This is a genomic window from Acidimangrovimonas pyrenivorans (assembly GCF_042643245.1).
Taxonomy (GTDB): domain Bacteria; phylum Pseudomonadota; class Alphaproteobacteria; order Rhodobacterales; family Rhodobacteraceae; genus Acidimangrovimonas; species Acidimangrovimonas pyrenivorans.
Genome location: NZ_JBHRSK010000013.1, coordinates 83,728 through 106,845 on the forward strand (window position 1 = coordinate 83,728; position 23,118 = coordinate 106,845).

Here is a 23,118-nt window from a genome sequence, read left to right on the forward strand (position 1 = left end):
CCAAGACGGACCTCCGCTACCATTCTTCTCCCTTGTTTCTCTGGACTTCCTCGCTTGGGTGGGGGCGTGGCCTTTGGTCGTCACGGAACGGGCGGCGCCAAGGTTGAAGGGTGCGCTTCCCGCCTTGACGCTCCATGCGATCTTCCCGCTGGACGGTGGAGTCCGGCCGCGGTCCGGGCCCTTGTCGCGCATTGCCGGGACTGCCGCCTGTCCTGTCCTGTTCGTCGCCGGTCATACCGCCTCCAAGGCCACGGCCAGTGCCAGTTGAACCGCCGCGACGACGGCCAGGGCGGCGGCCAGGCTCCTGTCGCCGGTCGACAGCAAGGCGCCTGCCGCCGAGGCAAAGATCGCGATCTTGAACAGCAGCAGCGCCGGCATCCTCAGCCGGCCCGGGGCGCTCGGGGCGGCGAAACGCGCCCACAGGATCGCGATCACGGCGACGCAGAGCGCCGCCGCCAGAAACCTGGGGACGAGACTGTCGAACCGCATCCAGCCCCAGCGCCCGAAGGCCGCCAGGGCCGCCAGTTCGACGAGAAAGGCCAGGGACTGCTGTAGCGCGCTCATGCCGACTTGTTCCTTGCTCCGGCGGCGAGCATAGCCGGAGACCGCGGCGCATATCATGCGGAATTCGAGAAATCACAGATCACGACCGACGGGATCATCCGCCCCGTTGCGGGGGGATAGGGCTCTGCCCCTGTTGCGAATCCCGGAGGTTGCCATGTCCGAAAGCCGTCTAGCCCGGGCTGCCGCCTGTCTGCCGTGCCACCGGGCCGGGCGGTCGTGGCGCAGTCATGACGGGCGACGGAACAGGCCGCGGCGACGGGTTTCCCGGTCGTCGCGCCCGGCCTTGCCGGGGGGCGCCCAGCAGACCCGCGACCAACTGACCGGCCTTCGCGGGCGCAGGTGTCGCGATCCCTGGTCCTGGTGCCCCGCGGATCGACGATCGGCTGCCGTCAAGGACCGCGGAGGGGCGCGCTCCGCATCGAAGGTTCAAGTGAACGCCAAGAAAGCTTCATGTGAACGCAGAGAAATCTTCACATGAATCCGGGACTTCATGCCGGGAAGAAAACGGCAGCAGGATCTCGGCAACATGGCCTCCCTCTCGGAACGCCAGCGTGACATTCTCGGGCGGGTCCGCGCCGCGGGCCATGCCGAGATCGGGGCGCTGGCGCGCCTCTACGACGTCTCGCCGCAGACGATCCGCCGCGATGTCAACGCGCTCTGCGCCGCCGACGCGCTGCGCCGGGTCCATGGCGGGGTTGAACTGCCGCGCCAGGGCGCGAACCTGCATTATGCCTCGCGCCGCAGCCTGAACGAGGGCGCCAAGCGCGCCATTGCCGAGGCCTTCGCCGCGCTGATCCCCTCGGGCGTCTCTCTGGCGGCGTCGATCGGCACCACGCCGAGCTACGCGATCCAGGCGCTGGAGGGCCAGCGCGACCTGACCATCCTGACCAACAACCTCAATGTCGCGATCTGCGCCTGCGACCGCGAGAGCTGGCAGGTGCAGCTGCCGGGCGGCACCGTGCGCCCCGACGACCGCGACATCCTCGGCCCCGGGGTCGAGGCGTTCTTCGCCCGCTACCAGGTCGATTTCGGCGTCTTCGGGGTGGGCGGCGTGGCCGAGGACGGCACATTGCTGGACTTCACCGAGGAAGAGGTCGCCGCGCGGCGGGCGATCGCGGGCAATTGCCGGCGCTCGGTGCTGCTGCTCGACCGCACCAAGTTCGGCCGCCCGGCCCACGTCCGCGGCGGCCACCTGACCGAGGTCGACCACGTCATCTGCGACGCGCCCCTGCCCGGGGCGCTGGCCGCGGCGCTGGCGGCCCGGGGCGGGGAAATGACGATCACCGGAGAGGCACAATGACGAAGGAAACCGTTCCGGGGCGCGAGATCCGTCTCGACGGCATCGCCAAGCACTGGGGCGAGACCACGGCGCTGCACGGCGTCGAGGTGAGCGCGCCGGCCGGCAGCTTTACCGCGCTTCTCGGCCCCTCGGGCTGCGGCAAGTCCACGCTGCTGCGCATCGTCGCCGGGCTCGAGGACCCCAGCGAGGGCCGGGTGCTGATCGGCGGCGAGGACGTGACCCTGCGCCCCGCCGACAAGCGCAACCTGTCGATGGTGTTCCAGTCCTACGCGCTGTTTCCGCACCTGTCGGTGGCCGAGAATATCGGCTTCGGCCTGCGCACCCGCCGGGTGCCGAAACCGCAGCGGGCCGAGCGGCTGGCGAAGGTGGCCGAGCTGCTGGGTCTTTCGCCCTATCTCGACCGCAAGCCGGCGCAGCTGTCGGGCGGCCAGCAGCAGCGGGTGGCGCTGGGGCGGGCGGTGATCTCGGAACGCCCGGTCTGCCTGATGGACGAGCCGCTGTCGAATCTCGACGCCAAGCTGCGCCAGTCGATGCGGGCCGAGCTGCGGGCGCTGCAGCGCAGCCTGGGCTTCACCATGCTCTACGTCACCCACGACCAGGTCGAGGCGATCACGATGGCCGACCAGGTCGTGCTGATGAACGCCGGCCGGATCGAGCAGGTGGCGCCGCCGCATGACCTTTACGAACGCCCCGCCACCGTCTTCGCCGCGCGCTTCATCGGCACGCCGCCGATGAACATCCTGCCGGCGCAGGCGCTGGGGCCGCTCGGCCAGCGGATCGAGGCCGCCGCCGGCCGGCGGCTGCAATTCGGCATCCGTCCCGAGGCGCTGCGGGCGCAGCCCGAGGGCGCGCTGGAGCTGGCGGTGACGGGCGGCGAGTATCACGGCGCCGACGCGCTGGTGCAGGGCCGGATCGGCGGTGCCGAGGTCCTGATGCGCGTCCCCGGCCAGGCGCTTCCCGCCGCCGGCACCGCGCTGCGGCTGGCCCTCGTGGCCGACGATCTTCACCTCTTCGACGCGGATACGGGGCTTCGGGTCGACCTGCCCCAGCTCGCGTCGCTGATCGCCCGACCGGACGACCCGGCGGGTGCCTCCGGCGCAACGGCGCCTTTCACCAACCGGAAGGATACCTGATCCATGTTCGGACCTCTCTTCAAGGGTGCCGCGACCGCCGCGGCGCTTGCCCTCCTCGCGGCGGTCCCCGCGCGCGCGGTGGACCTGCAGTTCTACTTCCCCGTCGCCGTCGGCGGCGGGGCGGCGAAGACCATCGAGTCGCTGGCCGACGAATACATGACGGCCCATCCCGACGTGAAGATCGACGCGATCTACGCCGGCTCGTATCAGGACACGATCGCCAAGGTGATCACCGCCGCGCGCGGCGGTAACGCGCCGCAGATCGCGGTGGCGCTGTCGGTCGACATGTTCACGCTGCTCGACGACAACCTGATCCTGCCCTTCAACGACTATGCCAAGGGCGCGGAGGGCGAGAAGTGGCTCAAGGGCTTCTACCCGGCCTTCATGAAGAACAGCGAATTGGACGGCAAGGTCTACGGCATCCCGTTCCAGCGCTCGACCCCGGTGCTCTACTGGAACAAGGACGCCTTCAAGGCCGCGGGCCTGAACCCCGACAAGGCGCCCGCCAACTGGAAAGAAATGGTCGCCGACGGCATGAAGCTGACCAAGCGTGACGCCGACGGCAACGTCACCCAGTGGGGCGTGCGCATCCCGACCTCGGGCTTCCCCTACTGGCTGTTCCAGGGCCTGGTGGCCGAGAACGGCGGCAAGCTGGTCAATGCCGAGGGCACCGAGACCTATTTCGACAGCAAGCCGGTGGTCGACGCGCTGCAATACCTCGTCGACCTGTCGGCCAAGGACAAGGTGATGGAGCCCGGCATCATCGACTGGGGCGCGACGCCCAAGGCCTTCTTCGAGGGCCATGCCGCGATGATGTGGACCTCGACCGGCAACCTGACCAACGTGCGCAAGAACGCGCCGTTCCCGTTCGGTGTCGCCATGCTGCCGGCCAACAAGTCGCGCGGCGCGCCGACCGGCGGCGGCAACTTCTACCTGTTCAAGGGCTCCTCGCCCGAGCAGCTGACCGCCGCGGTCGACTTCATCAAGTGGATCACCGCGCCCGAGCAGTCGGCCAAGTGGACCATGGCCACCGGCTATGTCGCCCCGCGCCCGGCCACCTGGGATACGCCGGTGATGAAGAAATACGCCGCCGAGTTCCCGCCGGTCCTCGTCGCCCGCGACCAGCTGCAATACGCGGTGGCCGAGCTTTCGACGCATGAGAACCAGCGCGTGACCAAGATCTTCAACGACGCGCTACAGGCCGCGATCACCGGCCAGAAGACGCCGCAGGCGGCGCTGACGGAAGCCCAGAAGAAAGCCGACGCCGTCCTCGCCGCCTATCGCTGAGGCGCGGACCACGACAGCTTGCGGGGCCGTCCGGCGGCCCCGCATCCACCGATCACGAGGGGAAAACGGGATGGAGCGCAAACGCGAATGGATCTGGGGCTGGCTGCTGATCCTGCCGGCGCTGGTCTTCATCTTGCTGTTCACCCATTACCCGGCCGTGCGCACGGTGATCGAAAGCCTGTGGTCGACGCCGCGCGGCACCCGGCCCACGCACTTCGTCGGGCTGCACAATTACGAGCGCCTGCTGAACGACCCGACCTTCTGGCAGGTGCTGACGAACAACGTCGTCTACGCGCTGGGCACGATCCCGGTCTCGGTCGCGCTGGCCATCGTCATGGCGATCCTGGTCAACCGGCCCTACAAGGGGCGGGCGCTGGCCCGGATGGCCTTCTTCACGCCGACGATCCTGCCGCTGATCGCGGTCGCCAATATCTGGCTGTTCTTCTACCTGCCGGGCTTCGGCCTGATCGACCAGGTCCTCGGCCTGTTCGGCATCGGCCAGACCAACCTGCTGGGCGACCCCGGAACCGCGCTGCCCGCGGTGATGGTGGTGTCGGTCTGGAAGGAGGCGGGCTTCTTCATGATCTTCTACCTCGCCGCGCTGCAGGCGATCCCGCCGCAGCTGACCGAGGCGGCCCGGATCGAGGGCGCCGGACGCTGGACGATCTTCTGGCGCATCACCTTCCCGCTGTTGATGCCGACGACGCTGTTCGTGTCGATCAACGCGGTGATCAACGCCTTCCGGCTGGTCGACCACATCTTCATCCTGACCGGGGGCGGGCCGGACAACGCCTCGTCGCTCTTGCTGTTCTACATCTACGAGACCTCGTTCCGCTACTGGGATACGGCCTATGGCGCGACGCTGACGGTGGTGCTGCTGGCGCTGCTGTGCCTGCTGGCGATCGGGCAGTTCTTCCTCTTCGACCGCAAGGTGCACTACAAATGAGCCGCTTCGACCGGACGCTCTGGATCACCGGCGCCGCGCTGCTGGCGCTGCTCTGGGTCGCGCCCTTCCTCTATGCCGTCTGGACCGCCATCCACCCCTCGGCCTACGAGGCGCATTTCACCCTGACGGCGCCGCTGACCTGGCAGAACTTCGTCAAGGCGTGGAACGCGGCCCCCTTCGCGCGCTATTTCCTCAACACCTTCGTGCTGGTCACCGGGATCACGGCGGCGCAGTTCGTGCTCTGCACGCTGGCGGCCTACGGCTTCGCCCGCTTCGCCTTCCCGGGGCGCGACATCCTCTTCGCGCTGGTGCTGCTGCAGCTGCTGGTGATGCCCGACATCCTGATCGTCGAGAACTACCAGACGATCCGCGCCTTTCACCTGGTCGACACGCTGGCCGCGATCGCCTTGCCCTACGTCGCCTCGGGCTTCGGCATCTTCCTGATCCGCCAGACCTTCATGACCGTCCCGCGCGAGCTCGACGACGCGGCGCGGATCGAGGGGGCGGGGCCGTTGAAGATCCTCTGGCGGGTCTACGTGCCGCTGGCGAAGCCGACCTACCTCGCCTACGGCCTCGTCTCGGTCAGTTACCACTGGAACAACTTCCTCTGGCCGCTGATCGTCACCAACTCGGTCACCACGCGGCCGGTGACAGTGGGGCTGAGCGTCTTCGCCACCACCGATTCCGGCGTCGAGTGGTCGGTGATCAACGCGGCCACGCTGATGACATCGGCACCGCTGCTGGTCGCCTTCCTCCTGTTCCAGCGCCAGTTCGTGCAGAGCTTCATGCGCGCCGGCATCAAGTAACCAGAAAGGCCAACCTCCATGCCCCTTCCCCTTCTCGGCACCGCGATCCGGCGCCCCGACCTCGACACGCTGCGCGACTGGATCTTCGATGCCGGCCGGGCGATCGAGATCCAGGATTTCGTCATGCCCGAGGTCATCGCGGGCGACACCTCGGAGCTGGTCGCCGATTACCGCACCGCCCTTGAGGGGCACGAGGGTCCGCGCGGCATCCACGGGCCGTTCTTCGGGCTCGACCTTGCGAACCCGGATGCCGAGATCCGGGCGGTGATCCAGCGCCGGCTGCTGAAGGGGCTCGAGATCGCCGAGGCGCTGGGCGCCACGCATATGGTGGTCCACAGCCCTTTCACCTATTGGCACGTCCTCAACCGCGACAACTACGCCGCGCTGCATGGCCAGATGCTCGACGCGATCGCGGCCTGCCTGGCCCCGGTGCTGACCCGCGCCGATGCGGTGGGCTGCACCCTGATGCTGGAGAATATCGACGACACCGATCCGGCGCATCGGATCGAGGCGATCCGCCGGATCGGCCATCCGCGGCTCAAGGCCTCGCTCGACACCGGCCATGCCGAGCTGGCCCATGGCCGCTACAACGCCCCGCCGGTCGTCGATTTCATCGCCCGGGCCGGGGACGCGCTGGGCCATGTCCACCTCCAGGACGCCGACGGCCACGCCGACCGCCACTGGCACCCGGGCGAGGGGCGGGTGCCCTGGGCCGCGGTCTTCACGGCGCTCGACCGCCTGCCCGCCCGGCCGCGCCTGATCCTCGAGGTCCGCGACCGCCCCGAACGCCTGCCCGAAACCGTGCGCCGGCTCGAGGCGCTGGGTCTGGCCTGCTGACCGGCGCGTTGCCGCCGACCTCGTTTGCGAGCGGGTGTTCACCATGACGACGCGCCTTGGCGAGCTCTGCCGCCGAGGCTCCGGGCGACCAGTCGCCGCAAGACGCGGGTACTGCGACGATCCGCGCGAGGCCCCCTCTTGTGGTCCTTGCAAGGCGATGACATCATGACGTCACAAAGTCGGTTGGAAGACGGCGGGCGCCATGGCGAAATCGAAAAAGGCCGATCCCAAGGCGGAGGCCGGCAAGGACAAGAAGAAGAACACCTCGCTGCGGCTGGACGGCAAGACGCTGAAGGCGCTGAAGCTGCGCGCGATCGAGGAAGACAGCAGTGTCCAGCAGATCGTCGAGACCCTGATCGACAGCTACCTGAACAGTCCCCGGAAGAAAGACACATGACGCAATCCGCGCGCGATCTCTATTGCCTGCCGGCCGTGGCGGCAGAGGACCTGGCCACGGCCGGGTTCGGCAAGCTGACGGCGCGGTGGACGCGCGGCGAGGGAGAGAGCCCCTTCACCCTGCGCGACTGCTTCGACCAGTCGCTGCAAGGCTCGGGCCGGCTGCTGCTGGAAAGCGAAGAAACGTTCGAATTGCTGACGGCCGACGGCGGCAGCATCACCCAGAGCGCCCGCCGCGAGGGCGACTTCGTCGCCGATTTCGCCGATGGGCCGGTCAAGGCGGCGCTGGCCGACCTGTCGGAGCTGCGCTGCCTGCTGCCCGTTGGCAATGGCCAGATGCGCGCCGACCGGCTGACCTTGCTCGATGACGAGGGCAAGACCCAGGCCCGCGCCCAGTTGCGGATCTTGACTGCCGACGAAGGCGGCGCGCTGCTGGTGACGCTGCAGGGGCTGCGCGGCTACGACAAGGCGCTGCAGCTGCTGCGCGGTCGGATCGAGGAAGCCGGCGGCAAGCCGCTGGCGGAGGCCGACCTCTACGCCCTGCTTTTCCCCGCCCGCGCGCCTTACGTCGCCAAGCCGGAGATCGAGATCGGGTTTGACGAGGCCGCCTTCGACACCGCCACCGACATCATCGCCGCCTACCTGCCGGTCGCCCGCGCCAACGAGCCCGGCGTCCTCGCCGATCTCGACAGCGAGTTCCTGCACGACTACCGCATCGCGCTGCGCAAAATCCGCTCGGTCCTTAGCCTGTTCAAGGGCATCTACGAGCCGGACCAGACCGAGGAACTCAAGGCCCGCTTCTCGGCGCTGATGGCGCCGACCGGGCGGCTGCGCGATCTCGATGTCTACCTGCTGGAGAAGCACGTCTATTACGAGCTGTTGCCGGAAAGCCTGCAGGGCGGGCTCGACACCCTGTTCGCCAACTTCGCCGCGGAACGGGAGGCCGAGCAGGCCCGGCTGGCGCGCCACCTGCGCTCGAAAGGCTACGCCAAGGAAATCGACAAGCTCACCAGGCTGTTCGCCAAGCGCAAGAAGCTCCGGCCCGGGCCGATGGCCGACCGGCCGGCGCATGACTATGCCTGCGCGCTGATCTGGAAACGCTATCGCAAGGTCTGCGAGACCGCCGCCGGGATCGGCCCCGAGACCGAGGATGCCGAGATCCACCAGCTGCGCATCCACTGCAAGAAGCTGCGCTACCTGATGGAATTCTTCGCCCCGGTCTTCCCGGCGGCCGAATTCAAGAGCCTGATCAAGCCGCTCAAGCGGCTGCAGGACAATCTCGGCCTGTTCAACGACTACGCGGTGCAACAGCACAGCCTGCAGGCCCTGCTCGGCGGGCTCGACGGCACGCCCGATGCCGCGACGCTCGACCTGGCCCAGAGCGTCGGCGCGCTGATTGCCGTGCTGCATGGCCGCCAGCTCGAGGAGCGGGCCAAGGTGGTGGAGAGTTTCGCCCGGTTCGACAGCCCGGAGACGCAACAGACCTTCCGCGCGCTGTTCCATGAGGGGAAAGAATGAAGATCATCGCCTGCTATTCGAACAAGGGCGGGGTGGGCAAGACCGCGGCCTCGGTCAACCTGGCCTATGCCTTCGCCGCCGCCGGCCGGCGAACCCTGCTGTGCGATCTCGATCCCCAGGGCGCGTCGAGCTTCTATTTCCGGGTCAAGCCGTCGAAGAAGCTGACCGAGGCGCGGTTCTTCAAGGATGTCGAGCAATTCACCAAGGCGATCCGCGGCAGCGATTACGACAATCTCGACATCCTGCCGGCCAATATGAGTTTTCGCGACTTCGACGTCTTCCTCGCCCGGATGCGCAACCCGCGCTCGCGGCTGAAGAAGGCGCTGAAGGGGGTGAAGGCGGATTACGACGTCATCCTGCTCGACTGCCCGCCCAACATCTCGACCTTGTCCGAGAACGTCTTCCGCGCCGCCGATGCCATCGTCGTGCCGGTGATCCCGACCACCCTGTCGCAGCGCACCTTCGAGCAGCTGACCGGCTTCTTCCGCGACCACGACCTGCCGCTGAAGAAGCTGCACGGCTTCTTCTCGATGGTGCAGGGCGTCAAGGCGCTGCATGGCGAGACCATCGCCGAGATGACCCGGACCTACAGGAAACGGTTCATGAAGACGCAGATCCCCTTCGCCTCGGATATCGAGCGCATGGGCGTCCACCGCGCCCCGGTGATGGCGACGGCCCCTGCAAGCGCGGCCAGCAAGGCCTACCGGGCGCTTTACGAGGAAGTCGAGCGCCGGGTGAAAGGCGCCTGACCGCCGCGCCGGTCGCAACCCGCGGGAGCGGAAGGGCAAGGCGGGCGGCGGTGCGCGATCAGAAGGCGGCGCCGCCCGAGACGATGAACTGGACGAAGACCCGCGCCGCCTCGGCCGGGGCCGCGTCGTGCCAGATCAGTGAGACCTGGTGCTCGGCCTCGCGCTCCTCGATCTCGATATAGGTGACGTTGGCAAAGGCGCTGTTGCTGAGCGACTTGGGCACCAGCGAGACGCCCATGCCCTGACCGACCAGCGCCACCACCGTGAACCAGTGCTGGATCCGGTAATGGGGATAGGGGTCGATCCCGGCGGCGTGCAGCAAGCCCGCGATCCGGTCGTGGAAATGGGCGGCGAACTCGCGCGAGAAGACCAGCACCCGCTCGCCGGCCAGGTCGCTCAGCTTGACGCGGCTGCGGCCGGCCAGGCGGTGGTCGCGGGGCACGCAGCACATCAGCCGCTCGGTCTCGAGCGTGTGCTGGGCGATCTCGTCGGGCAGCGGGACGGCGTGGACGAAGCCGACATCGACCTGACGGCCGAGGATTCCGTCGATCTGCCGCGTCGTGTTCATTTCCTGCAGGATCAGCTCGATATCGGGATGGGTCTCCTGGAACGCCTTGAGCGCCCGGGGCAGGCGGCGGAACAGCATCGAGGGCACGAAGGCGACCGTCACCTTGCCGGCGACGCCCTTTGCCGTCTGGGCGGCGATCGCCTCGGCCGCGGTCAGCTGGCCGAGGATGCGGCGGGCGTGATCGGCGAAGACGACCCCGGCCGGGGTCAGCCGCACCATGCGGTTGCTGCGCTCCATCAGCGGGAAGCCCAGCGACTGCTCGAGCTGCTTGAGGCTGGCGCTGAGCGGCGGCTGCGAGATGTGCAGTTTCTCGGCCGCGCGGCCGAAATGCAGCTCCTCCGCCAGCGCCAGAAAATACCGCAATTGCCGGAAGGTAATGGCCATTTCGATTCCATGATACATAAAACGGTATCAAATAGTAGGTTAATAGTATTGGAAATGAAATCAGTCTTCTGGCCCTCTCGACGGCGGAGGGGCGGCCCCTGGGGTCGTCGGACGATACGCCGCGCCGAGGAGGAGAGGATTGGCTTCATCGATACACCAGAACATTCCCGACAGTGCCGGGATGAACGTCTTTCATGCCGATCCGGCCCTGGCCGAATTGCTGCGGGTGTATCTGGCGCCCGAGATGCTGGCCCTGGCGCTGCCGCAGCTGGAGCGCATGGGCGCGCTCGTCGGCGGCCGTCTCGAGGAGCTGGCGCTGACCGCCGACAAGAACCCGCCGGTGCTGCATATCCGCGCCCGCAACGGCGCCCCGCGCGAGCATATCGAGAAACACCCGGCCTATCAGGAACTCGAACGCGTTGCCTTCGGCGAATTCGGTCTGGCCGCGATGTCGCATCGCGCCGGCGTCTTCGGCGCGGATGACAAGCTGCCGCCCTTGGTGAAATACGCGCTGGTCTACCTGTTCGTGCAGGCCGAGTTCGGGCTGTGCTGCCCGCTGTCGATGACGGATTCGCTCACCCGCACGCTGGTCAAGTTCGGTTCGCCCGATCTCGTCGCGCGCTATATCGACCAGCTCACCAGCCAGGACATGGACGCGCTGTTCCAGGGCTCGATGTTCATGACCGAGCAGGTCGCCGGCTCGGATGTCGGCGCGATCGACACCACCGCCCGATTCGAGGACGGCGAATGGCGGCTCTACGGCGACAAGTGGTTCTGCTCGAACCCCGACGCGGCGCTCGGCATGGTGCTGGCCCGGCCCGAGGGTGGCGGCGCGGGGACCAAGGGCCTGTCGCTCTTCCTGTTGCCGCGGCACCTGCCGGACGGGCGCCGGAACGGCTACCGGATCCTCCGGCTCAAGGACAAGATGGGCACCCGGTCGATGGCCTCGGGCGAGATCGCGCTGGAAGGCGCCACCGCCTATCTGGTCGGCGATGCCGGGCAGGGCTTCAAGCAGATGACCGACATGATCAACATGTCGCGGCTGGCCAATGGCGTGCGCTCGGCCGGGCTGATGCGGCGCTCGGTCAACGAGGCCTTGTTCATCGCCCGGAACCGCACCGCCTTCGGCAAGCGGCTGATCGACCTGCCGCTGATGCGCCGGCAGCTGATGAAGATGCTGGTCGCGGCCGAGCAGGGCCGGTCGATGGTGTTCCACACCGCGCGCGTGCTGCAGGCTTCCGACGGCGGCGATGCCGGGATGGCGAAGGTGCTGCGCATCCTCACCCCGCTGGTCAAGTTCCGCACCTGCCGCGACGCGCGCAAGGTGGCCGGCGACGCGATGGAAGTGCGCGGCGGCTGCGGTTACATCGAGGAATGGTCGGATGCGCGGGTGCTGCGCGACGCCCATCTCGGCTCGATCTGGGAGGGCACCTCGAACATCGTCGCGCTCGATGTCGCCCGCGCGGTGCGGCGCGAGGATGCGTTGAGTGCGCTGGACGCCTATCTCGGCGGGCTGGCCGGGGAAACGGCCGATGTGCTCGGCCCGCAGCCGGCCATTGCCGACGGGTTCCGCCGCGCCGCCGACCTGCTCGACGCCGTCGCCCATGACCGAGCCCGCGAGATCGAGACCCGCGCCGCCGCCTCGGCGGTCTACAACGCCACCTCGGCCGGGATCATGGCCTGGGAAAGCGCCCGGCTGACCGCGGTGACCAACGCCCGTGCCGGCGACCGGCTGGAACTGGCGCAGGCGGTGGTGCGCCACAAGCTCGCCGCCCGCGATCCGCTGGCCGCGCCCGAGGCGGCCGAGGCCGGGGCGCTGGCGCTGATCGAGCGGACGCTGGGCGACGGCTGGACGGCGGAGGCGGCGGAATGAGTGCCGCGACGGGAGCCCTTGCGGGTCTGCGCGTGCTCGACCTCAGCCGGGTTCTGGGCGGCCCCTTCGCCGGCCAGAACCTCGGCGATCACGGCGCCGACGTCATCAAGGTCGAGCCGCCGATGGGCGACGAGACCCGCGAATGGGGACCGCCGTTCCTCGACGGCACCGCCTCGTATTTCCTCGGCCTCAATCGCAACAAGCGGGCGATCTCGCTCGACCTGCGCCAGCCCGAGGGCCGGGCGCTGCTGCTGAAGCTGCTCGAAGAGACCGACATCCTGCTGGAGAACTTCAAGACCGGCACGATGGAGGCCTGGGGGCTGGGCTATGACGAGGTCTTGGCCGAGCGGTTCCCGCGGTTGATCCATTGCCGGGTCAGTGGCTTCGGTGCCGACGGGCCGCTGGGCGGACTGCCGGGTTATGACGCGATCCTGCAGAGCATGAGCGGCATCATGAGCGTCAACGGCACGGCCGAGAGCGGCCCGACGCGCGTCGGCGTGCCGGTCGTCGACATGGTGACCGGGCTCAACGCGGTGATCGGCATCCTGCTGGCATTGCAGCACCGCGCGCGGACCGGGCGGGGGCAGTTCGTCGAGGCGTCGCTGTTCGATTCCGCCCTCTCGCTGCTGCATCCCCATGCCGCCAATTACGCGCTGTCGGGCAAGGTGCCGGGGCGCAGCGGCAACGACCATCCCAACATCTCGCCCTATTCGACCTATGCCACCGGAACCCGGCCGATCTACCTGGCCGTCGGCAACGACCGCCAGTTCCGACGCCTCTGCATGGAGATCGGCGCGCCCGGCATCGCCGAGGACGCGCGCTTCCGCTCGAACGGGGCGCGGGTGACCAATCGGGCGGCCCTGCGCGAGGAACTCGAGGCGGCGTTGGCCGAACATGACGGCGCCGAGCTGGCCGAGCGGCTGATCCGCGCCGGCGTTCCCGCCGGGCCGGTGCTGAACGTCGCCGAGGCGCTGGCCCATCCTCATGCCGCCCATCGCGAGATGACGGTCGAGATCGGCCCCTATCGGGGGCTCGGCGCGCCGGTGAAGCTGTCGGCCAGCCCGGCCAGCTATCGCAGCCGCCCGCCCGGTTTCGCGGAGAACCGCGAGGAAATCCTGACCCAGGCCGGCATCCCGGCCGCAGCGAGAGAGGAACTCGACGCCCGCGGCATCGCGCCGGGCGTCCGCCGGTCGGGATAGCCCGGCCCCGTGGCCCGGGGGCGAGGAGGCCCGGCCATCCACAGACATCGAAGGGAGGAAAACGATGAAATCCAAGATCCTGAAATCCATCGCGCTGGCAGTGGCGTGCCTGGGCGCGACGGCGGCGCTGGCCGACAAGGCCGAGTTGCCGCGCAGCATGCTGTGGTCGACCTACGACGTCGGCTCGAGCGGCTATGTCGAGGCCTCGGCCATCGCCGATGCCTTCGCCAAGGATTACGACACCCGGGTGCGGATCATGCCCTCGGGCACCGCGATCGGCCGGCTGCTGCCGCTCAAGACCGGGCGGGTGCAATATGGCTGGCTGGCCAACGAGCTCTATTTCGCGACCGAGGCGCTTTATGATTTCGCCGCGCCGGACTGGGGACCGCAGGACCTGCGCGTCGTTGCCGGCCGGCCCTCGACCTTCGGCATGGCGACGGCGGCGGACAGCGACATCCACAAGATGGCCGATATCCGCGGCAAGCGGGTGCCCTATATCAAGGCCAACCCGTCGATCAACATCAAGGTGCAGGCGATGCTGGCCTTCGCCGGGCTGAGCTGGAACGACGTCGACGTGGTGCAGGTGCCGTCCTACGGCGCGGCGCTGAAGGCGCTGGTCAACGGGCAAGTGGACGTCGCCGGCACCACGCCGACCGCCTCGGCGCTTTACGAGCTGGCCTCGTCGCGCCACGGCGTCGCCTGGGTGCCGATGCCCGAGGACAACGCCAAGGGCTGGAAGGCGATCGAGTCGATCGCCAGCTTCTTCGCCCCGGCGACGGCAACGGCCGGCGCGGGCATCACCAAGGATCACCCCGCCCATATCTTCGCGGTGCGCTACCCGATGATCACCGTCTACGCCAAGGCCGACGCGGATCAGGTCTACAATTTCGTCAAGGCGCTCGACCAGACCTACGGCATCTATTCCGGCGCCACCGCGGCGACCAGGCTGTGGAAGCTCTCGCTGTCGGGCAAGACCCCGGCCGACGCGCCCTTCCATCCCGGCGCCATCCGCTATCTCAAGGAGATCGGGGTCTGGTCGGCGCAGGACGAAGCGTGGAACGAACGGCGCCTGAAGCGGCTGCAGGCGGTGATGAAGGCGTGGACGGAGGCCCGCGCCGAGGCCAAGGCCCAGGCCGTCGCCGATGCCGACTGGCCCGCCTTCTGGGCCGATTACCGCAAGACGGCGCTGACCAACTGACCACCGGCAGACCGGAGGCGGCGCCCGGCCCGGGTGCGGTCTCCGGCGCCACGCCCCCCGGCAGGTCGGGTGGTCCGCCGCCCGACCTGCCGCTTTCGCCGCCTTCCGCCTGCGAGGTACTCGCCGTGACCCAGTCGCCTTCTGCCGCATCCACCGCACAAGAGCCGGCCCCGCGCCTCGGCCCGGCCGGGCGGGCCGCCGTCGGCCTGTTCGGCCTCGTCGGGCTGGTCCTGATCCTGATCCAGACCTTCAACGTCGAGGCTTTCGGCGTCTTCCCGCTGCTGGCCAACCGCTACTACTACCTGCTGATCGGTCTGTTCCTGGCCGCCGCCTTCCTGCTGATCCCGGCTCGGCCGGGCCGCGCCGCCGGGCTCGTCGACTGGGCGCTCGCCGCCTTGTCACTTTGCGCCGGCGGTTTCCTCGGCTGGAACGCCGAGGCGATCATCACCGGCGGCTGGGACGTGGTGGCGCCGCACCCGGCGGTCGTCGTCTCGGCGCTGCTCGTGCTGCTCTCGCTCGAGGCGGTGCGCCGGGCCGGCGGGACGATCCTGCTGGTGATCTGCGCGCTCTTCGCCGCCTATCCGCTGTTCGCCGACCAGATGCCGGGCTTCCTGTGGGGGCCGCGGCTGTCCTTCTCCGAGACCGTCGCCGCGCATGCGATGGGTATGGAGTCGATCATCGGCATCCCGCTCAGGGTGGTGGCCGACACGCTGGTCGGCTTCATCATCTTCGGCTCGGTGCTCAACACGATGGGCGGCGGGCAGTTCTTCATGGACCTGTCGCTGGCGCTGATGGGACGGTCGCGCGGCGGGCCGGCCAAGGTGGCGATCCTGTCGAGCGCGCTGTTCGGCTCGCTCTCGGGCAGCGTGATCTCGAACGTGCTGACGACGGGGCGGCTGACCATCCCGTCGATGCAGCGGGCGGGCTACCCGGCGCGCTACGCCGCCGCGGTCGAGGCCTGCGCCTCGACCGGGGGCACGCTGATGCCGCCGGTGATGGGGGCGGTGGCCTTCATCATGGCCTCGTTCCTCGACACCCCCTACACCACGATCATGATCGCGGCGGCGGTGCCCTCGGCGCTGTTCTACCTCGCGCTGCTGCTCCAGGTCGATCTCTTCGCGGCCCGCGCCGGGTTGAGCGGTGCCGAGCGCGACCAGTTCCGGCCGCTCGGCAGCATCCTCGCCGGCGGCTGGCATCACATCGTCTCGCTGGTCGCGCTGGTCCTGATGCTCTTCGTGCTGACCCCGGCGCGGGCGGCCTATTACGCCACCGCGCTGATGCTGGTCATGGGCCTGCTGCGCCACCGCCGCCTGCCCGAGACGGCGGCGGCGCGGGCACTGCTCGACGACGTCACCGCCAATATCGCCCAGCTGGTGGCGACGCTCTGCGGCATCGGCCTCGTCGTCGGCTCGCTGGCGATCACCGGGGTCGGCAGCGCCTTCTCGCGCGAGCTCATCCTCTACGGCGGCCACAACGTCTTCCTGCTGCTGGTGCTGGGTGCGCTGACCAGTTTCGTGCTCGGCATGGGGATGACGGTCAGCGCCTGCTACATCTTCCTCGCCACCGTGCTGGCGCCGGCGCTGACCGGGCTGGGCCTGCCGCCGATCGGCGCCCATCTTTTCGTGCTCTACTGGGGCATGCTGAGCTACATCACCCCGCCGGTGGCGCTGGCCTCGATCACCGCGGCGCAGATCTCGGGCGCCCGCGGGCTCGACACCGGCTTCACCTCGATGCGGCTGGGGGCGGTGCTGTTCATCCTGCCGTTCATGTTCGTCTTCGATCCGGCGCTGTTGCTGGAAGGCGACTGGCTGCAGATCCTGCGGGCGATCGCCCTGGCCGTCCTGTCGGTGGTCGCGATTTCCTGCGCGCTCGAGGCCTGGCTCTACCGCGTCGGCCGCATCGGCCCGGTCGAGCGGGCGGGCCTTCTCGCCGCCGGGCTGCTGATCCTGGCGCCGCTGCCGGGCGCGACCCCGGTCGGGGCGCTTCTGCTGGCCGCCGCCACCGGGCTGGCCCTGCTGCGCCAGCGCAGCCAAAGGGCAGTGCAGCCCCGCTGACGAGAGGCGAAGACGACCGAAGCGTGGCCGCATCCGGCCCAAGCGGGGCGACCGACCGCAAACCGCGGCCCTGTCGCAGAGATGAGGCGGGACCGGCAGGATCGGGCCCCGGTCAGGACCTTCGGGCGCGAAGTCGCGAGCACATAAATGTGATCCGCAAGGTCCCGTGGGGCGCCTTGCGCCGGAAGCGGCCGCCGGGGCGCTTCTAAGTGGCTGTAATGGCGTGACATTAACCCTCAGCATTGACGGCCCTCTGTTGCCGGCTGCGTCGGAGCGTCACAGGGGGAGGGGCGAGACTTGCTAAGAAAACCGATTGCGCAAACGTTTTTCTAAAACCATTGTCGCCTCCGGAAGGCCCGTCGGCAGGATGGCCGACGCGTTCGGGAGGAGGGACAATGAAGAAATCGGGGATCCTGAATCCCGCGCTCAGCCGGGCGCTCGCCAGCATGGGCCACACCGATTCCATCGTGGTCTGCGACGCCGGCCTGCCGATCCCGGACGGGCCAGAACGCATCGATCTCGCCGTGCTTCCCGGCCTGCCGGCCTTCCGTGACGTCCTCGCCGCGATCGCGGCCGAGCTCCAGATCGAGCACGCCCTGATCGCCAGCGAATTCGCGCAGGCAAGCCCCGATCTGCATCGCGCGACCGTCTCGCTGCTCGAGGCGCAGGAAGCGGGGCAGGGCGCCCCGATCGCGCTCGCGACAGCCAGCCATGCGGAACTCAAGCAGGCGGTGCGGACTGCCCGGGCCGTCGTGCGCACGGGCGAATGCACGCCCTACGCCAACGTGATCCTCTATTCGGGCGTGCCGTTCTGAGCCCCCGATTCAGCGACAGGAGACAGGCATGAGCGCAGCTCTTCTCGACCTTCGCGATATCTCCAAGACCTTCGGTTCGGTGCGGGTTCTCGACCATGTCGGCCTGCAGGCCCGCGCCGGCCGCGTGCTGGCGCTGGTGGGCGAAAACGGCGCCGGCAAGTCGACCCTGATGAAGATCGTCACCGGCATCCACCAGCCCGATCCCGGCGGCGAGATCCGCTTCAAGGGCGCGGCCGTCGCTATGGCCAGCCCACGCCAGGCGATGGACCTGGGGATCGGCATCATCCACCAGGAGCTCAACCTGCTGCCTGGGCTGTCGTTGGCCGAGAACGTCTTCCTCGGCCGCGAGCCGCGTGGCGCGCTGGGCCGCATCGACTGGCGCCGGATGCGCCGCGAGACCGCCGAGATTCTCACCTCGCTCAAGCAGGATCACATCGACCCGCGGCTGCCGGTCGAACGGCTCGGCGTCGGGGCGCAGCAGATGGTCGAGATCGCCCGGACGCTGTCGCAAAACGCCGAAGTCATCATCATGGACGAGCCGACCGACGCGCTGACCGATGTTGAGACCGAGATCCTGTTCGGCGTGATCCGCCACCTCAAGGCCGAGGGCAAGGCGATCATCTACATCTCGCACCGGCTGGGAGAGATCTTCGCCGAATGCGACGACGTCGCCGTGCTGCGCGACGGCCGGCTGGTGCACGAGGGCCGCGTCGCCGATCTCGACGAGGCTCAGCTGATCCACCACATGGTCGGGCGCGACATCACCGATCAATACCCGTTCGAGGCGCAGCCGCCCGGCCCGGTGCGGCTCGAGGCGCAGCACCTGACCGCGGAAGGGATCACCGATATCTCCTTCGAGGCGCATGCCGGAGAGGTCGTTGGCTTTGCCGGGCTGATGGGCGCCGGCCGGACCGAGCTGGCCCGGGCGATCTACGGCGCCAATCGCCTGACCTCGGGCAGCGTCCTGGTCGACGGCGCGCTTCAGCGGCTGCGCCATCCCAGCGACGGCGTGCGCGCCGGCATCGCCTATGTCACCGAGGACCGCAAATCCGACGGCCTGATCCAGCCGCACGCGATCCGGACCAACATGGCGCTGAGCGCGCTGCCGGGGCTGTCGCCGGGCGGCGTGGTCCGGCGCGGCAAGGAACGCGCGGTGGTCGCGGAATACATGCGCCGCTTCGCGGTCAAGGCGCCGGACATGGAGACCGAGGTGCGCAACCTCTCGGGCGGCAACCAGCAGAAGGTCTCGCTGGCGAAATCGCTGCTGGCCGATCCGAAGGTGGTGATCCTCGACGAGCCGACGCGCGGCGTCGATGTCGGCGCGCGGCGCGAAATCTACACCCTGATCAACGAGATGAAGAAACGCGGCCTGTGCATCCTGTTGATGTCCTCCGACATGCCCGAACTGCTGGGCCTGTCGGATCGCATCCTCGTGCTGTCGCAGGGCCGTCTGACCGGCGCTTTCGCGCGCGGCGAGGCCAGCCAGCACGCGATCATGGAACGCGCCGTCGCGTGAACGAGAAGGATTTCCCAGCCATGGACACCAGTTCCGCTGCGCAAGCCGCAACCCCGGAAGCGGCCAAGACCCCCGGCCCGGTGGCGCTGCTGCGCGCTCTCGGCACCCAGAAGTCGCTGATCGGGCTCCTGATCCTGATGGCGGTGATCACGGTGCTCAGCCCGCATTTCCTGACCACCTCCAACCTGCTGATCGTCCTGCGCCAGACCTCGATCAACGCGATCATCGCCTTCGGCATGACCTTCGTCATCCTGACCGCCGGGATCGACCTGTCGGTGGGCTCGGTGCTGGCCCTGACCGGGGCCGTCTGCGCCGCGCTGATCGGTGCCAATTTCAGCCTGCCGGTGGTGTTGGTCGCGACGCTGGCGCTGGGCGCCGCGCTGGGCGCGGTCAGCGGGCTGATCGTCTCGGTCGGCCGGGTCCAGCCCTTCATCGCCACCCTGGTCGCGATGACGGCGCTGCGCGGCGCGACGCTGGTCTTCAGCGGCGGCCGGCCGATCGACGCCGGCGAGGGCGCGGCGGCCGATGCCTTCTGGCATATCGGCGGCGGCTATGTCCTCGGCATCCCGGTCCCGGTGATCATCGCCGGCCTGGTCTTCCTGATCTGCTGGTTCGTGCTCTCGCAGATGCGCTTCGGCCGCTATGTCTACGCCGTCGGCGGCGGCGAGCAGGTCGCCCGCCTCGCCGGCATCGACGCCGGCCGGGTCAAGGTCGCGGTCTATGCCATCTCGGGCCTGATGGCGGCGCTGGCCGGCATCGTGCTGACCGCACGGCTGCAGAGCGCCCAGCCCACCGCCGGCACCTCCTACGAGCTCGACGCCATCGCCGCCGTCGTCGTCGGCGGCACCAGCCTGATGGGCGGGCGCGGCACCCTCTTCGGCACCCTTGTCGGCGCGCTGATCATCGGCGTGCTCAACAATGCGCTCAATCTGCTGGACGTGTCGTCCTACTACCAGATGATCGCCAAGGGCGCCGTCATCCTCCTCGCCGTTCTGGTCGACAGCCGCGGCAAGGTAAATAACTGATCCAAAACGTGTAAAACTGATGGGAGACAGGAACAATGCGTAAGCTACTCACCTTTGCCGCGACGGCGGCGCTCATGGCCGGGGTCACCACCGCGCACGCGGCCGACAAGCTGGGGCTGGTCGTCTCGACCCTCAACAACCCCTTCTTCGTGTCGCTCAAGGACGGCGCGCAAGCGGAAGCCAAGAAGCTCGGCTACGACCTCGTCGTGCTCGACAGCCAGAACGATCCGGCCAAGGAGCTGTCCAATGTCGAGGACGTGCTGGGCAAGAACATCAAGGTGCTCCTGATCAACCCGACGGATTCGGACGCGGTGAAGGCGGCGGTGCGCACGGCCAACCACGCCGACGTGCCCGTGGTCACGCTCGACCGCTCGGCCAATGGCGGCAAGGTCGCGACCCACATCGCCTCGGACAACGTCGCCGGCGGCAAGATGGCGGGCGACGAGATCATCAAGCTGCTGGGCGGCAAGGGCAAGGTGGCCGAGCTTCAGGGCGTGCCGGGCACCTCGGCGGCGCGGGACCGCGGCAAGGGCTTCCATGACGCGGTCGCGGCCGACAAGAACATCGACGTCGTTGCCAGCCAGCCGGCCGATTTCGACCGCACCAAGGGCCTCAACGTGATGGAGAACATCCTGCAGGCGCATCCCGACGTGCAGGCGGTCTTCGCCCAGAACGACGAGATGGCGCTGGGCGCGCTCAAGGCGATCCAAGGCTCGGGCCACAAGATCTACGTCGTCGGCTTCGACGGCACCGATGACGGCGTCGCCGCGGTGAAGGCCGGCACCATGGCCGCCACCATCGCGCAGCAGGCCAACAAGATCGGCGCGCTGGGTGTCGACGCCGCTGCCAAGATCATCAAGGGGCAGAGCGTGCCGAAATACACCCCGGTTCCCCTCAAGATGATCACGAAGTAAGCTCGACCGAACCTGACGCGGGGCCGGGAGCCTCCCGGCCCCGCAAGCCATGGCGAACATGAAAAACAACATCACGATCAAGGACGTCGCGCGCGCGGCCGGGGTTTCCAACAGCACCGTGTCCCACGTCATCAACGGCACGCGCTTCGTCTCGCCCGAGACCACCGAGCGCGTCAAGAGCGCGATCGCGCGGCTGGGCTTCGCCCCCAACGGCGTCGCGCAGGCGCTGAAGGGCAGCCGCACCCGCACCATCGGCATGATCGTGACCTCCTCGACCAACCCGTTCTTCGCGGCGCTGATCCACGGCGTCGAGGCTGCCTGCTTCACCCGCGGCTACAGCCTCGTGCTGTGCAATTCCGAGGATGACCGCGACAAGGCGCAGGGCTATCTCGAAACGCTGCGCGCCAAGCGCATCGACGCGCTGATCGTGCTGTCGGCCAACCAGCAGCCCGGCCTGACCGCCGAACTGGCAGGAGCCGCCGGCGTGCCGACCGTGGCGCTCGACGACGAGGAGGCCGCGCCGGCCACCTCGATCGCCGATGACAGCCTGGCCGGCGGCGCCCTGGCCGCCGCCTACCTGGCCGGGCGCGGATTCCGCCGCATCGCCTGCGTCACCGGCCCGGCGCAGCACCCGCGCTCGGCGATCCGCTTCAAGGGCTTCACCGAGGAACTGGCGCGGCGGGGGATTGCCTTCGACCCCGCGCTCGCGATTCCGTCCGAGCCGACCGTCGCGGGCGGCGACCGCGCGATGCGGTCGCTGCTGGAATTGCCGCCCGGACGACGCCCGCAGGCGGTGTTCTGCTTCAACGACGTGATGGCGATCGGGGCGCTCAGCGCCGCCTATGAATGCGGTCTCGACGTGCCCGGCCAGATCTCGGTGATGGGCTATGACGATATCGAGATCGCCGCCTTCACCGCGCCGCCGCTGACCACCATCCGCCAGCCCGTGGCCGAGCTGGGCCTCCGCGCGGCGAGCGTCATCATCGACCATCTCGAAACCGGTGCGGCCCTGCCCGACCGCATCCGACTTGCCCCGGAGCTGGTCGAGCGCCGCTCCGTGGGCCAACCGGCAGGAACGGAAGAATGAGCATCCTCGTCCTCGGCAGCGTCAATGTCGACATCACCGCCTATGGCGCCCGCCTGCCGCTGCCGGGCGAAACCGTCCATGCCGAAAGCTATGCCATCGCGCTGGGCGGCAAGGGCGCCAACCAGGCGGTGGCGGCGGCGCGGCTGGGCGCCGAGGTTGCGCTGGCGGGCCGCACCGGGGCCGACGGCTTCGGCAGGATGGCGCGCGACTGGCTGGCGCAGGCCGGCGTCGGCACCGGGCAGCTCTGGGAGGATGCCGAGCACCCCACCGGCATCGCGACCATCGGCGTCGCACGCGACGGCGAGAACGCCATCACCGTGGTCGGCGGCGCCAACATGGCCATCGGGGCCGAGGATGTCGCCCGGCTCGATCCGGCCTTCGCCACCGCGAAGGTGCTGCTGCTGCAGCTCGAGGCCCCGCTCGCGGCAGGGCTCGCGGCCGCCGCGAAGATGCGGGCGGCGGGCGGGCTGACCCTGCTCGACCCGGCGCCGGCGCCGGGCGCCGCCTTCGGTGCCGAGGTCTGGACGGCCGTCGACGCGATGACGCCCAACGAGAGCGAGACCGAGGCCCTGACCGGCATCCGGCCGACCGACCAAGCCTCGGCCGCGCGCGCCGCTTCGGTGATGACGGAGCGGGGCCTGCGCATCGCCGTGGTCAAGATGGGGGCCGGCGGCGTCTACTGGAAGGCGCCCGAGGGCGAGGGCCATGTCCCCGCCTTTGCCGTCAAGGCGATCGACACGGTCGCGGCCGGAGACTGCTTCAACGGCGGTCTCGGTTTCGCGCTCGCCCGCGGCGACGGTCTGCCCGATGCGCTGCGCTTCGCCAATGCCTGCGGCGCCTTGGCGACGACCCGGCGCGGCGCCTCTGACGCCGCCCCGACACTGGCCGAGGTCGAGGCGCTGCTGAAGGCGGGGCAGGCCTAGCCGCCGCCTGCAGCCGCGAAACACCC

21 protein-coding genes and 1 pseudogene are annotated in these 23,118 nt (G+C 69.0%); 20 read left to right on the forward strand and 2 right to left on the reverse strand.

Going from position 1 to position 23,118, the window contains the following annotated elements; all coding sequences use genetic code 11:
* Window positions 1-231: 231 nt before the first annotated feature.
* Entirely contained in the window at window positions 232-564 is a 333-nt protein-coding gene (locus ACFOES_RS15445) for a YrdB family protein (protein ID WP_377834205.1), read from the reverse strand.
* A gap of 526 nt (window positions 565-1,090) precedes the next feature.
* Here ACFOES_RS15445 and ACFOES_RS15450 point away from each other — a divergent pair.
* From ACFOES_RS15450 to ACFOES_RS15490, 9 genes are all read left to right on the forward strand, one after another.
* Window positions 1,091-1,864 carry a DeoR/GlpR family DNA-binding transcription regulator gene (locus ACFOES_RS15450; RefSeq protein ID WP_377834206.1) on the forward strand — a complete coding sequence of 258 codons (774 nt, stop codon included), beginning with the start codon at window positions 1,091-1,093 and terminating at the stop codon, window positions 1,862-1,864.
* Window positions 1,861-2,997, forward strand: a complete 1,137-nt coding sequence (locus tag ACFOES_RS15455) for an ABC transporter ATP-binding protein (RefSeq protein ID WP_377834207.1) — start codon at window positions 1,861-1,863, stop codon at window positions 2,995-2,997. Before ACFOES_RS15450 ends, ACFOES_RS15455 begins: the two co-directional genes overlap by 4 nt.
* 3 nt (window positions 2,998-3,000) lie before the next feature.
* Window positions 3,001-4,284: an ABC transporter substrate-binding protein gene (locus ACFOES_RS15460; protein WP_377834208.1), complete on the forward strand. Its 1,284-nt coding sequence runs from the start codon at window positions 3,001-3,003 to the stop codon at window positions 4,282-4,284.
* 70 nt (window positions 4,285-4,354) lie between these two features.
* Entirely contained in the window at window positions 4,355-5,230 is an 876-nt protein-coding gene (locus ACFOES_RS15465; protein WP_377834209.1) for a carbohydrate ABC transporter permease, read from the forward strand.
* A complete protein-coding gene (locus ACFOES_RS15470; RefSeq protein ID WP_377834210.1) occupies window positions 5,227-6,036 on the forward strand; it encodes a carbohydrate ABC transporter permease in 810 nt (269 codons plus the stop codon). Before ACFOES_RS15465 ends, ACFOES_RS15470 begins: the two co-directional genes overlap by 4 nt.
* Window positions 6,037-6,054: 18 nt before the next feature.
* Window positions 6,055-6,873, forward strand: coding sequence for a sugar phosphate isomerase/epimerase family protein (locus ACFOES_RS15475; protein ID WP_377834211.1), 819 nt, complete (start codon window positions 6,055-6,057; stop codon window positions 6,871-6,873).
* A 202-nt stretch (window positions 6,874-7,075) separates the two neighbouring features.
* Entirely contained in the window at window positions 7,076-7,270 is a 195-nt protein-coding gene (locus ACFOES_RS15480; protein ID WP_377834212.1) for a hypothetical protein, read from the forward strand.
* Complete coding sequence (locus tag ACFOES_RS15485) at window positions 7,267-8,787, forward strand: CHAD domain-containing protein (protein ID WP_377834213.1); 1,521 nt, start codon at window positions 7,267-7,269, stop codon at window positions 8,785-8,787. The genes ACFOES_RS15480 and ACFOES_RS15485 overlap by 4 nt, the downstream gene beginning before the upstream one ends.
* Window positions 8,784-9,536, forward strand: coding sequence for a ParA family protein (locus ACFOES_RS15490; RefSeq protein WP_377834214.1), 753 nt, complete (start codon window positions 8,784-8,786; stop codon window positions 9,534-9,536). The genes ACFOES_RS15485 and ACFOES_RS15490 overlap by 4 nt, the downstream gene beginning before the upstream one ends.
* 58 nt (window positions 9,537-9,594) lie before the next feature.
* Here the strand turns inward: ACFOES_RS15490 and ACFOES_RS15495 are convergent, their stop codons facing one another.
* Window positions 9,595-10,488: a LysR substrate-binding domain-containing protein gene (locus ACFOES_RS15495; RefSeq protein ID WP_377834215.1), complete on the reverse strand. Its 894-nt coding sequence runs from the start codon at window positions 10,486-10,488 to the stop codon at window positions 9,595-9,597.
* Window positions 10,489-10,627: 139 nt separating this feature from the next.
* On the opposite strand from ACFOES_RS15495, the gene ACFOES_RS15500 reads away from it, so the two are divergent.
* The 11 genes and pseudogenes from ACFOES_RS15500 to rbsK all read left to right on the forward strand — a co-directional run bounded on the left by ACFOES_RS15500 (window position 10,628) and on the right by rbsK (window position 23,092).
* On the forward strand, window positions 10,628-12,361 hold the full coding sequence (locus tag ACFOES_RS15500; RefSeq protein WP_377834216.1) for an acyl-CoA dehydrogenase family protein: 1,734 nt from the start codon (window positions 10,628-10,630) through the stop codon (window positions 12,359-12,361).
* Window positions 12,358-13,560 carry a CaiB/BaiF CoA transferase family protein gene (locus ACFOES_RS15505; protein WP_377834217.1) on the forward strand — a complete coding sequence of 401 codons (1,203 nt, stop codon included), beginning with the start codon at window positions 12,358-12,360 and terminating at the stop codon, window positions 13,558-13,560. Before ACFOES_RS15500 ends, ACFOES_RS15505 begins: the two co-directional genes overlap by 4 nt.
* A gap of 64 nt (window positions 13,561-13,624) precedes the next feature.
* On the forward strand, window positions 13,625-14,758 hold the full coding sequence (locus ACFOES_RS15510) for a TAXI family TRAP transporter solute-binding subunit (protein ID WP_377834218.1): 1,134 nt from the start codon (window positions 13,625-13,627) through the stop codon (window positions 14,756-14,758).
* Between the two features lie 125 nt (window positions 14,759-14,883).
* Window positions 14,884-16,812 (forward strand): TRAP transporter permease, encoded by a 1,929-nt coding sequence (locus ACFOES_RS15515; RefSeq protein ID WP_377834219.1) that lies wholly within the window; start codon window positions 14,884-14,886, stop codon window positions 16,810-16,812.
* 395 nt (window positions 16,813-17,207) lie between these two features.
* Window positions 17,208-17,627 carry a D-ribose pyranase gene (gene rbsD, locus ACFOES_RS15520; RefSeq protein WP_377834220.1) on the forward strand — a complete coding sequence of 140 codons (420 nt, stop codon included), beginning with the start codon at window positions 17,208-17,210 and terminating at the stop codon, window positions 17,625-17,627.
* Between the two features lie 28 nt (window positions 17,628-17,655).
* Window positions 17,656-18,159: pseudogene (locus ACFOES_RS15525) on the forward strand (ATP-binding cassette domain-containing protein); the annotation flags it as partial.
* A gap of 363 nt (window positions 18,160-18,522) precedes the next feature.
* Window positions 18,523-19,143, forward strand: a complete 621-nt coding sequence (locus tag ACFOES_RS15530; protein WP_449222439.1) for an ATP-binding cassette domain-containing protein — start codon at window positions 18,523-18,525, stop codon at window positions 19,141-19,143.
* 20 nt (window positions 19,144-19,163) lie between these two features.
* On the forward strand, window positions 19,164-20,168 hold the full coding sequence (gene rbsC, locus ACFOES_RS15535) for a ribose ABC transporter permease (RefSeq protein ID WP_377834221.1): 1,005 nt from the start codon (window positions 19,164-19,166) through the stop codon (window positions 20,166-20,168).
* 35 nt (window positions 20,169-20,203) lie between these two features.
* Entirely contained in the window at window positions 20,204-21,082 is an 879-nt protein-coding gene (rbsB, locus tag ACFOES_RS15540; RefSeq protein ID WP_377834222.1) for a ribose ABC transporter substrate-binding protein RbsB, read from the forward strand.
* A gap of 58 nt (window positions 21,083-21,140) precedes the next feature.
* The gene (locus tag ACFOES_RS15545; protein ID WP_377834223.1) at window positions 21,141-22,169 is read left to right on the forward strand and encodes a LacI family DNA-binding transcriptional regulator; all 1,029 of its coding nucleotides are present in this window, start codon (window positions 21,141-21,143) and stop codon (window positions 22,167-22,169) included.
* The gene (rbsK, locus tag ACFOES_RS15550; protein WP_377834224.1) at window positions 22,166-23,092 is read left to right on the forward strand and encodes a ribokinase; all 927 of its coding nucleotides are present in this window, start codon (window positions 22,166-22,168) and stop codon (window positions 23,090-23,092) included. Before ACFOES_RS15545 ends, rbsK begins: the two co-directional genes overlap by 4 nt.
* Window positions 23,093-23,118 lie beyond the last annotated feature (26 nt).

Excerpts from the sequence above, each read along its gene's own strand:
- ACFOES_RS15445 (WP_377834205.1), bottom strand. The coding sequence starts at position 564 with ATGAGCGCGCTACAGCAGTCCCTGGCCTTTCTCGTCGAACTGGCGGCC.
- ACFOES_RS15450 (WP_377834206.1), top strand. The coding sequence starts at position 1,091 with ATGGCCTCCCTCTCGGAACGCCAGCGTGACATTCTCGGGCGGGTCCGC.
- ACFOES_RS15455 (WP_377834207.1), top strand. The coding sequence starts at position 1,861 with ATGACGAAGGAAACCGTTCCGGGGCGCGAGATCCGTCTCGACGGCATC.
- ACFOES_RS15460 (WP_377834208.1), top strand. The coding sequence starts at position 3,001 with ATGTTCGGACCTCTCTTCAAGGGTGCCGCGACCGCCGCGGCGCTTGCC.
- ACFOES_RS15465 (WP_377834209.1), top strand. The coding sequence starts at position 4,355 with ATGGAGCGCAAACGCGAATGGATCTGGGGCTGGCTGCTGATCCTGCCG.
- ACFOES_RS15470 (WP_377834210.1), top strand. The coding sequence starts at position 5,227 with ATGAGCCGCTTCGACCGGACGCTCTGGATCACCGGCGCCGCGCTGCTG.
- ACFOES_RS15475 (WP_377834211.1), top strand. The coding sequence starts at position 6,055 with ATGCCCCTTCCCCTTCTCGGCACCGCGATCCGGCGCCCCGACCTCGAC.
- ACFOES_RS15480 (WP_377834212.1), top strand. The coding sequence starts at position 7,076 with ATGGCGAAATCGAAAAAGGCCGATCCCAAGGCGGAGGCCGGCAAGGAC.
- ACFOES_RS15485 (WP_377834213.1), top strand. The coding sequence starts at position 7,267 with ATGACGCAATCCGCGCGCGATCTCTATTGCCTGCCGGCCGTGGCGGCA.
- ACFOES_RS15490 (WP_377834214.1), top strand. The coding sequence starts at position 8,784 with ATGAAGATCATCGCCTGCTATTCGAACAAGGGCGGGGTGGGCAAGACC.
- ACFOES_RS15495 (WP_377834215.1), bottom strand. The coding sequence starts at position 10,488 with ATGGCCATTACCTTCCGGCAATTGCGGTATTTTCTGGCGCTGGCGGAG.
- ACFOES_RS15505 (WP_377834217.1), top strand. The coding sequence starts at position 12,358 with ATGAGTGCCGCGACGGGAGCCCTTGCGGGTCTGCGCGTGCTCGACCTC.
- ACFOES_RS15510 (WP_377834218.1), top strand. The coding sequence starts at position 13,625 with ATGAAATCCAAGATCCTGAAATCCATCGCGCTGGCAGTGGCGTGCCTG.
- rbsD (WP_377834220.1), top strand. The coding sequence starts at position 17,208 with ATGAAGAAATCGGGGATCCTGAATCCCGCGCTCAGCCGGGCGCTCGCC.
- ACFOES_RS15530 (WP_449222439.1), top strand. The coding sequence starts at position 18,523 with ATGGGCGCCGGCCGGACCGAGCTGGCCCGGGCGATCTACGGCGCCAAT.
- rbsC (WP_377834221.1), top strand. The coding sequence starts at position 19,164 with ATGGACACCAGTTCCGCTGCGCAAGCCGCAACCCCGGAAGCGGCCAAG.
- rbsB (WP_377834222.1), top strand. The coding sequence starts at position 20,204 with ATGCGTAAGCTACTCACCTTTGCCGCGACGGCGGCGCTCATGGCCGGG.
- ACFOES_RS15545 (WP_377834223.1), top strand. The coding sequence starts at position 21,141 with ATGAAAAACAACATCACGATCAAGGACGTCGCGCGCGCGGCCGGGGTT.
- rbsK (WP_377834224.1), top strand. The coding sequence starts at position 22,166 with ATGAGCATCCTCGTCCTCGGCAGCGTCAATGTCGACATCACCGCCTAT.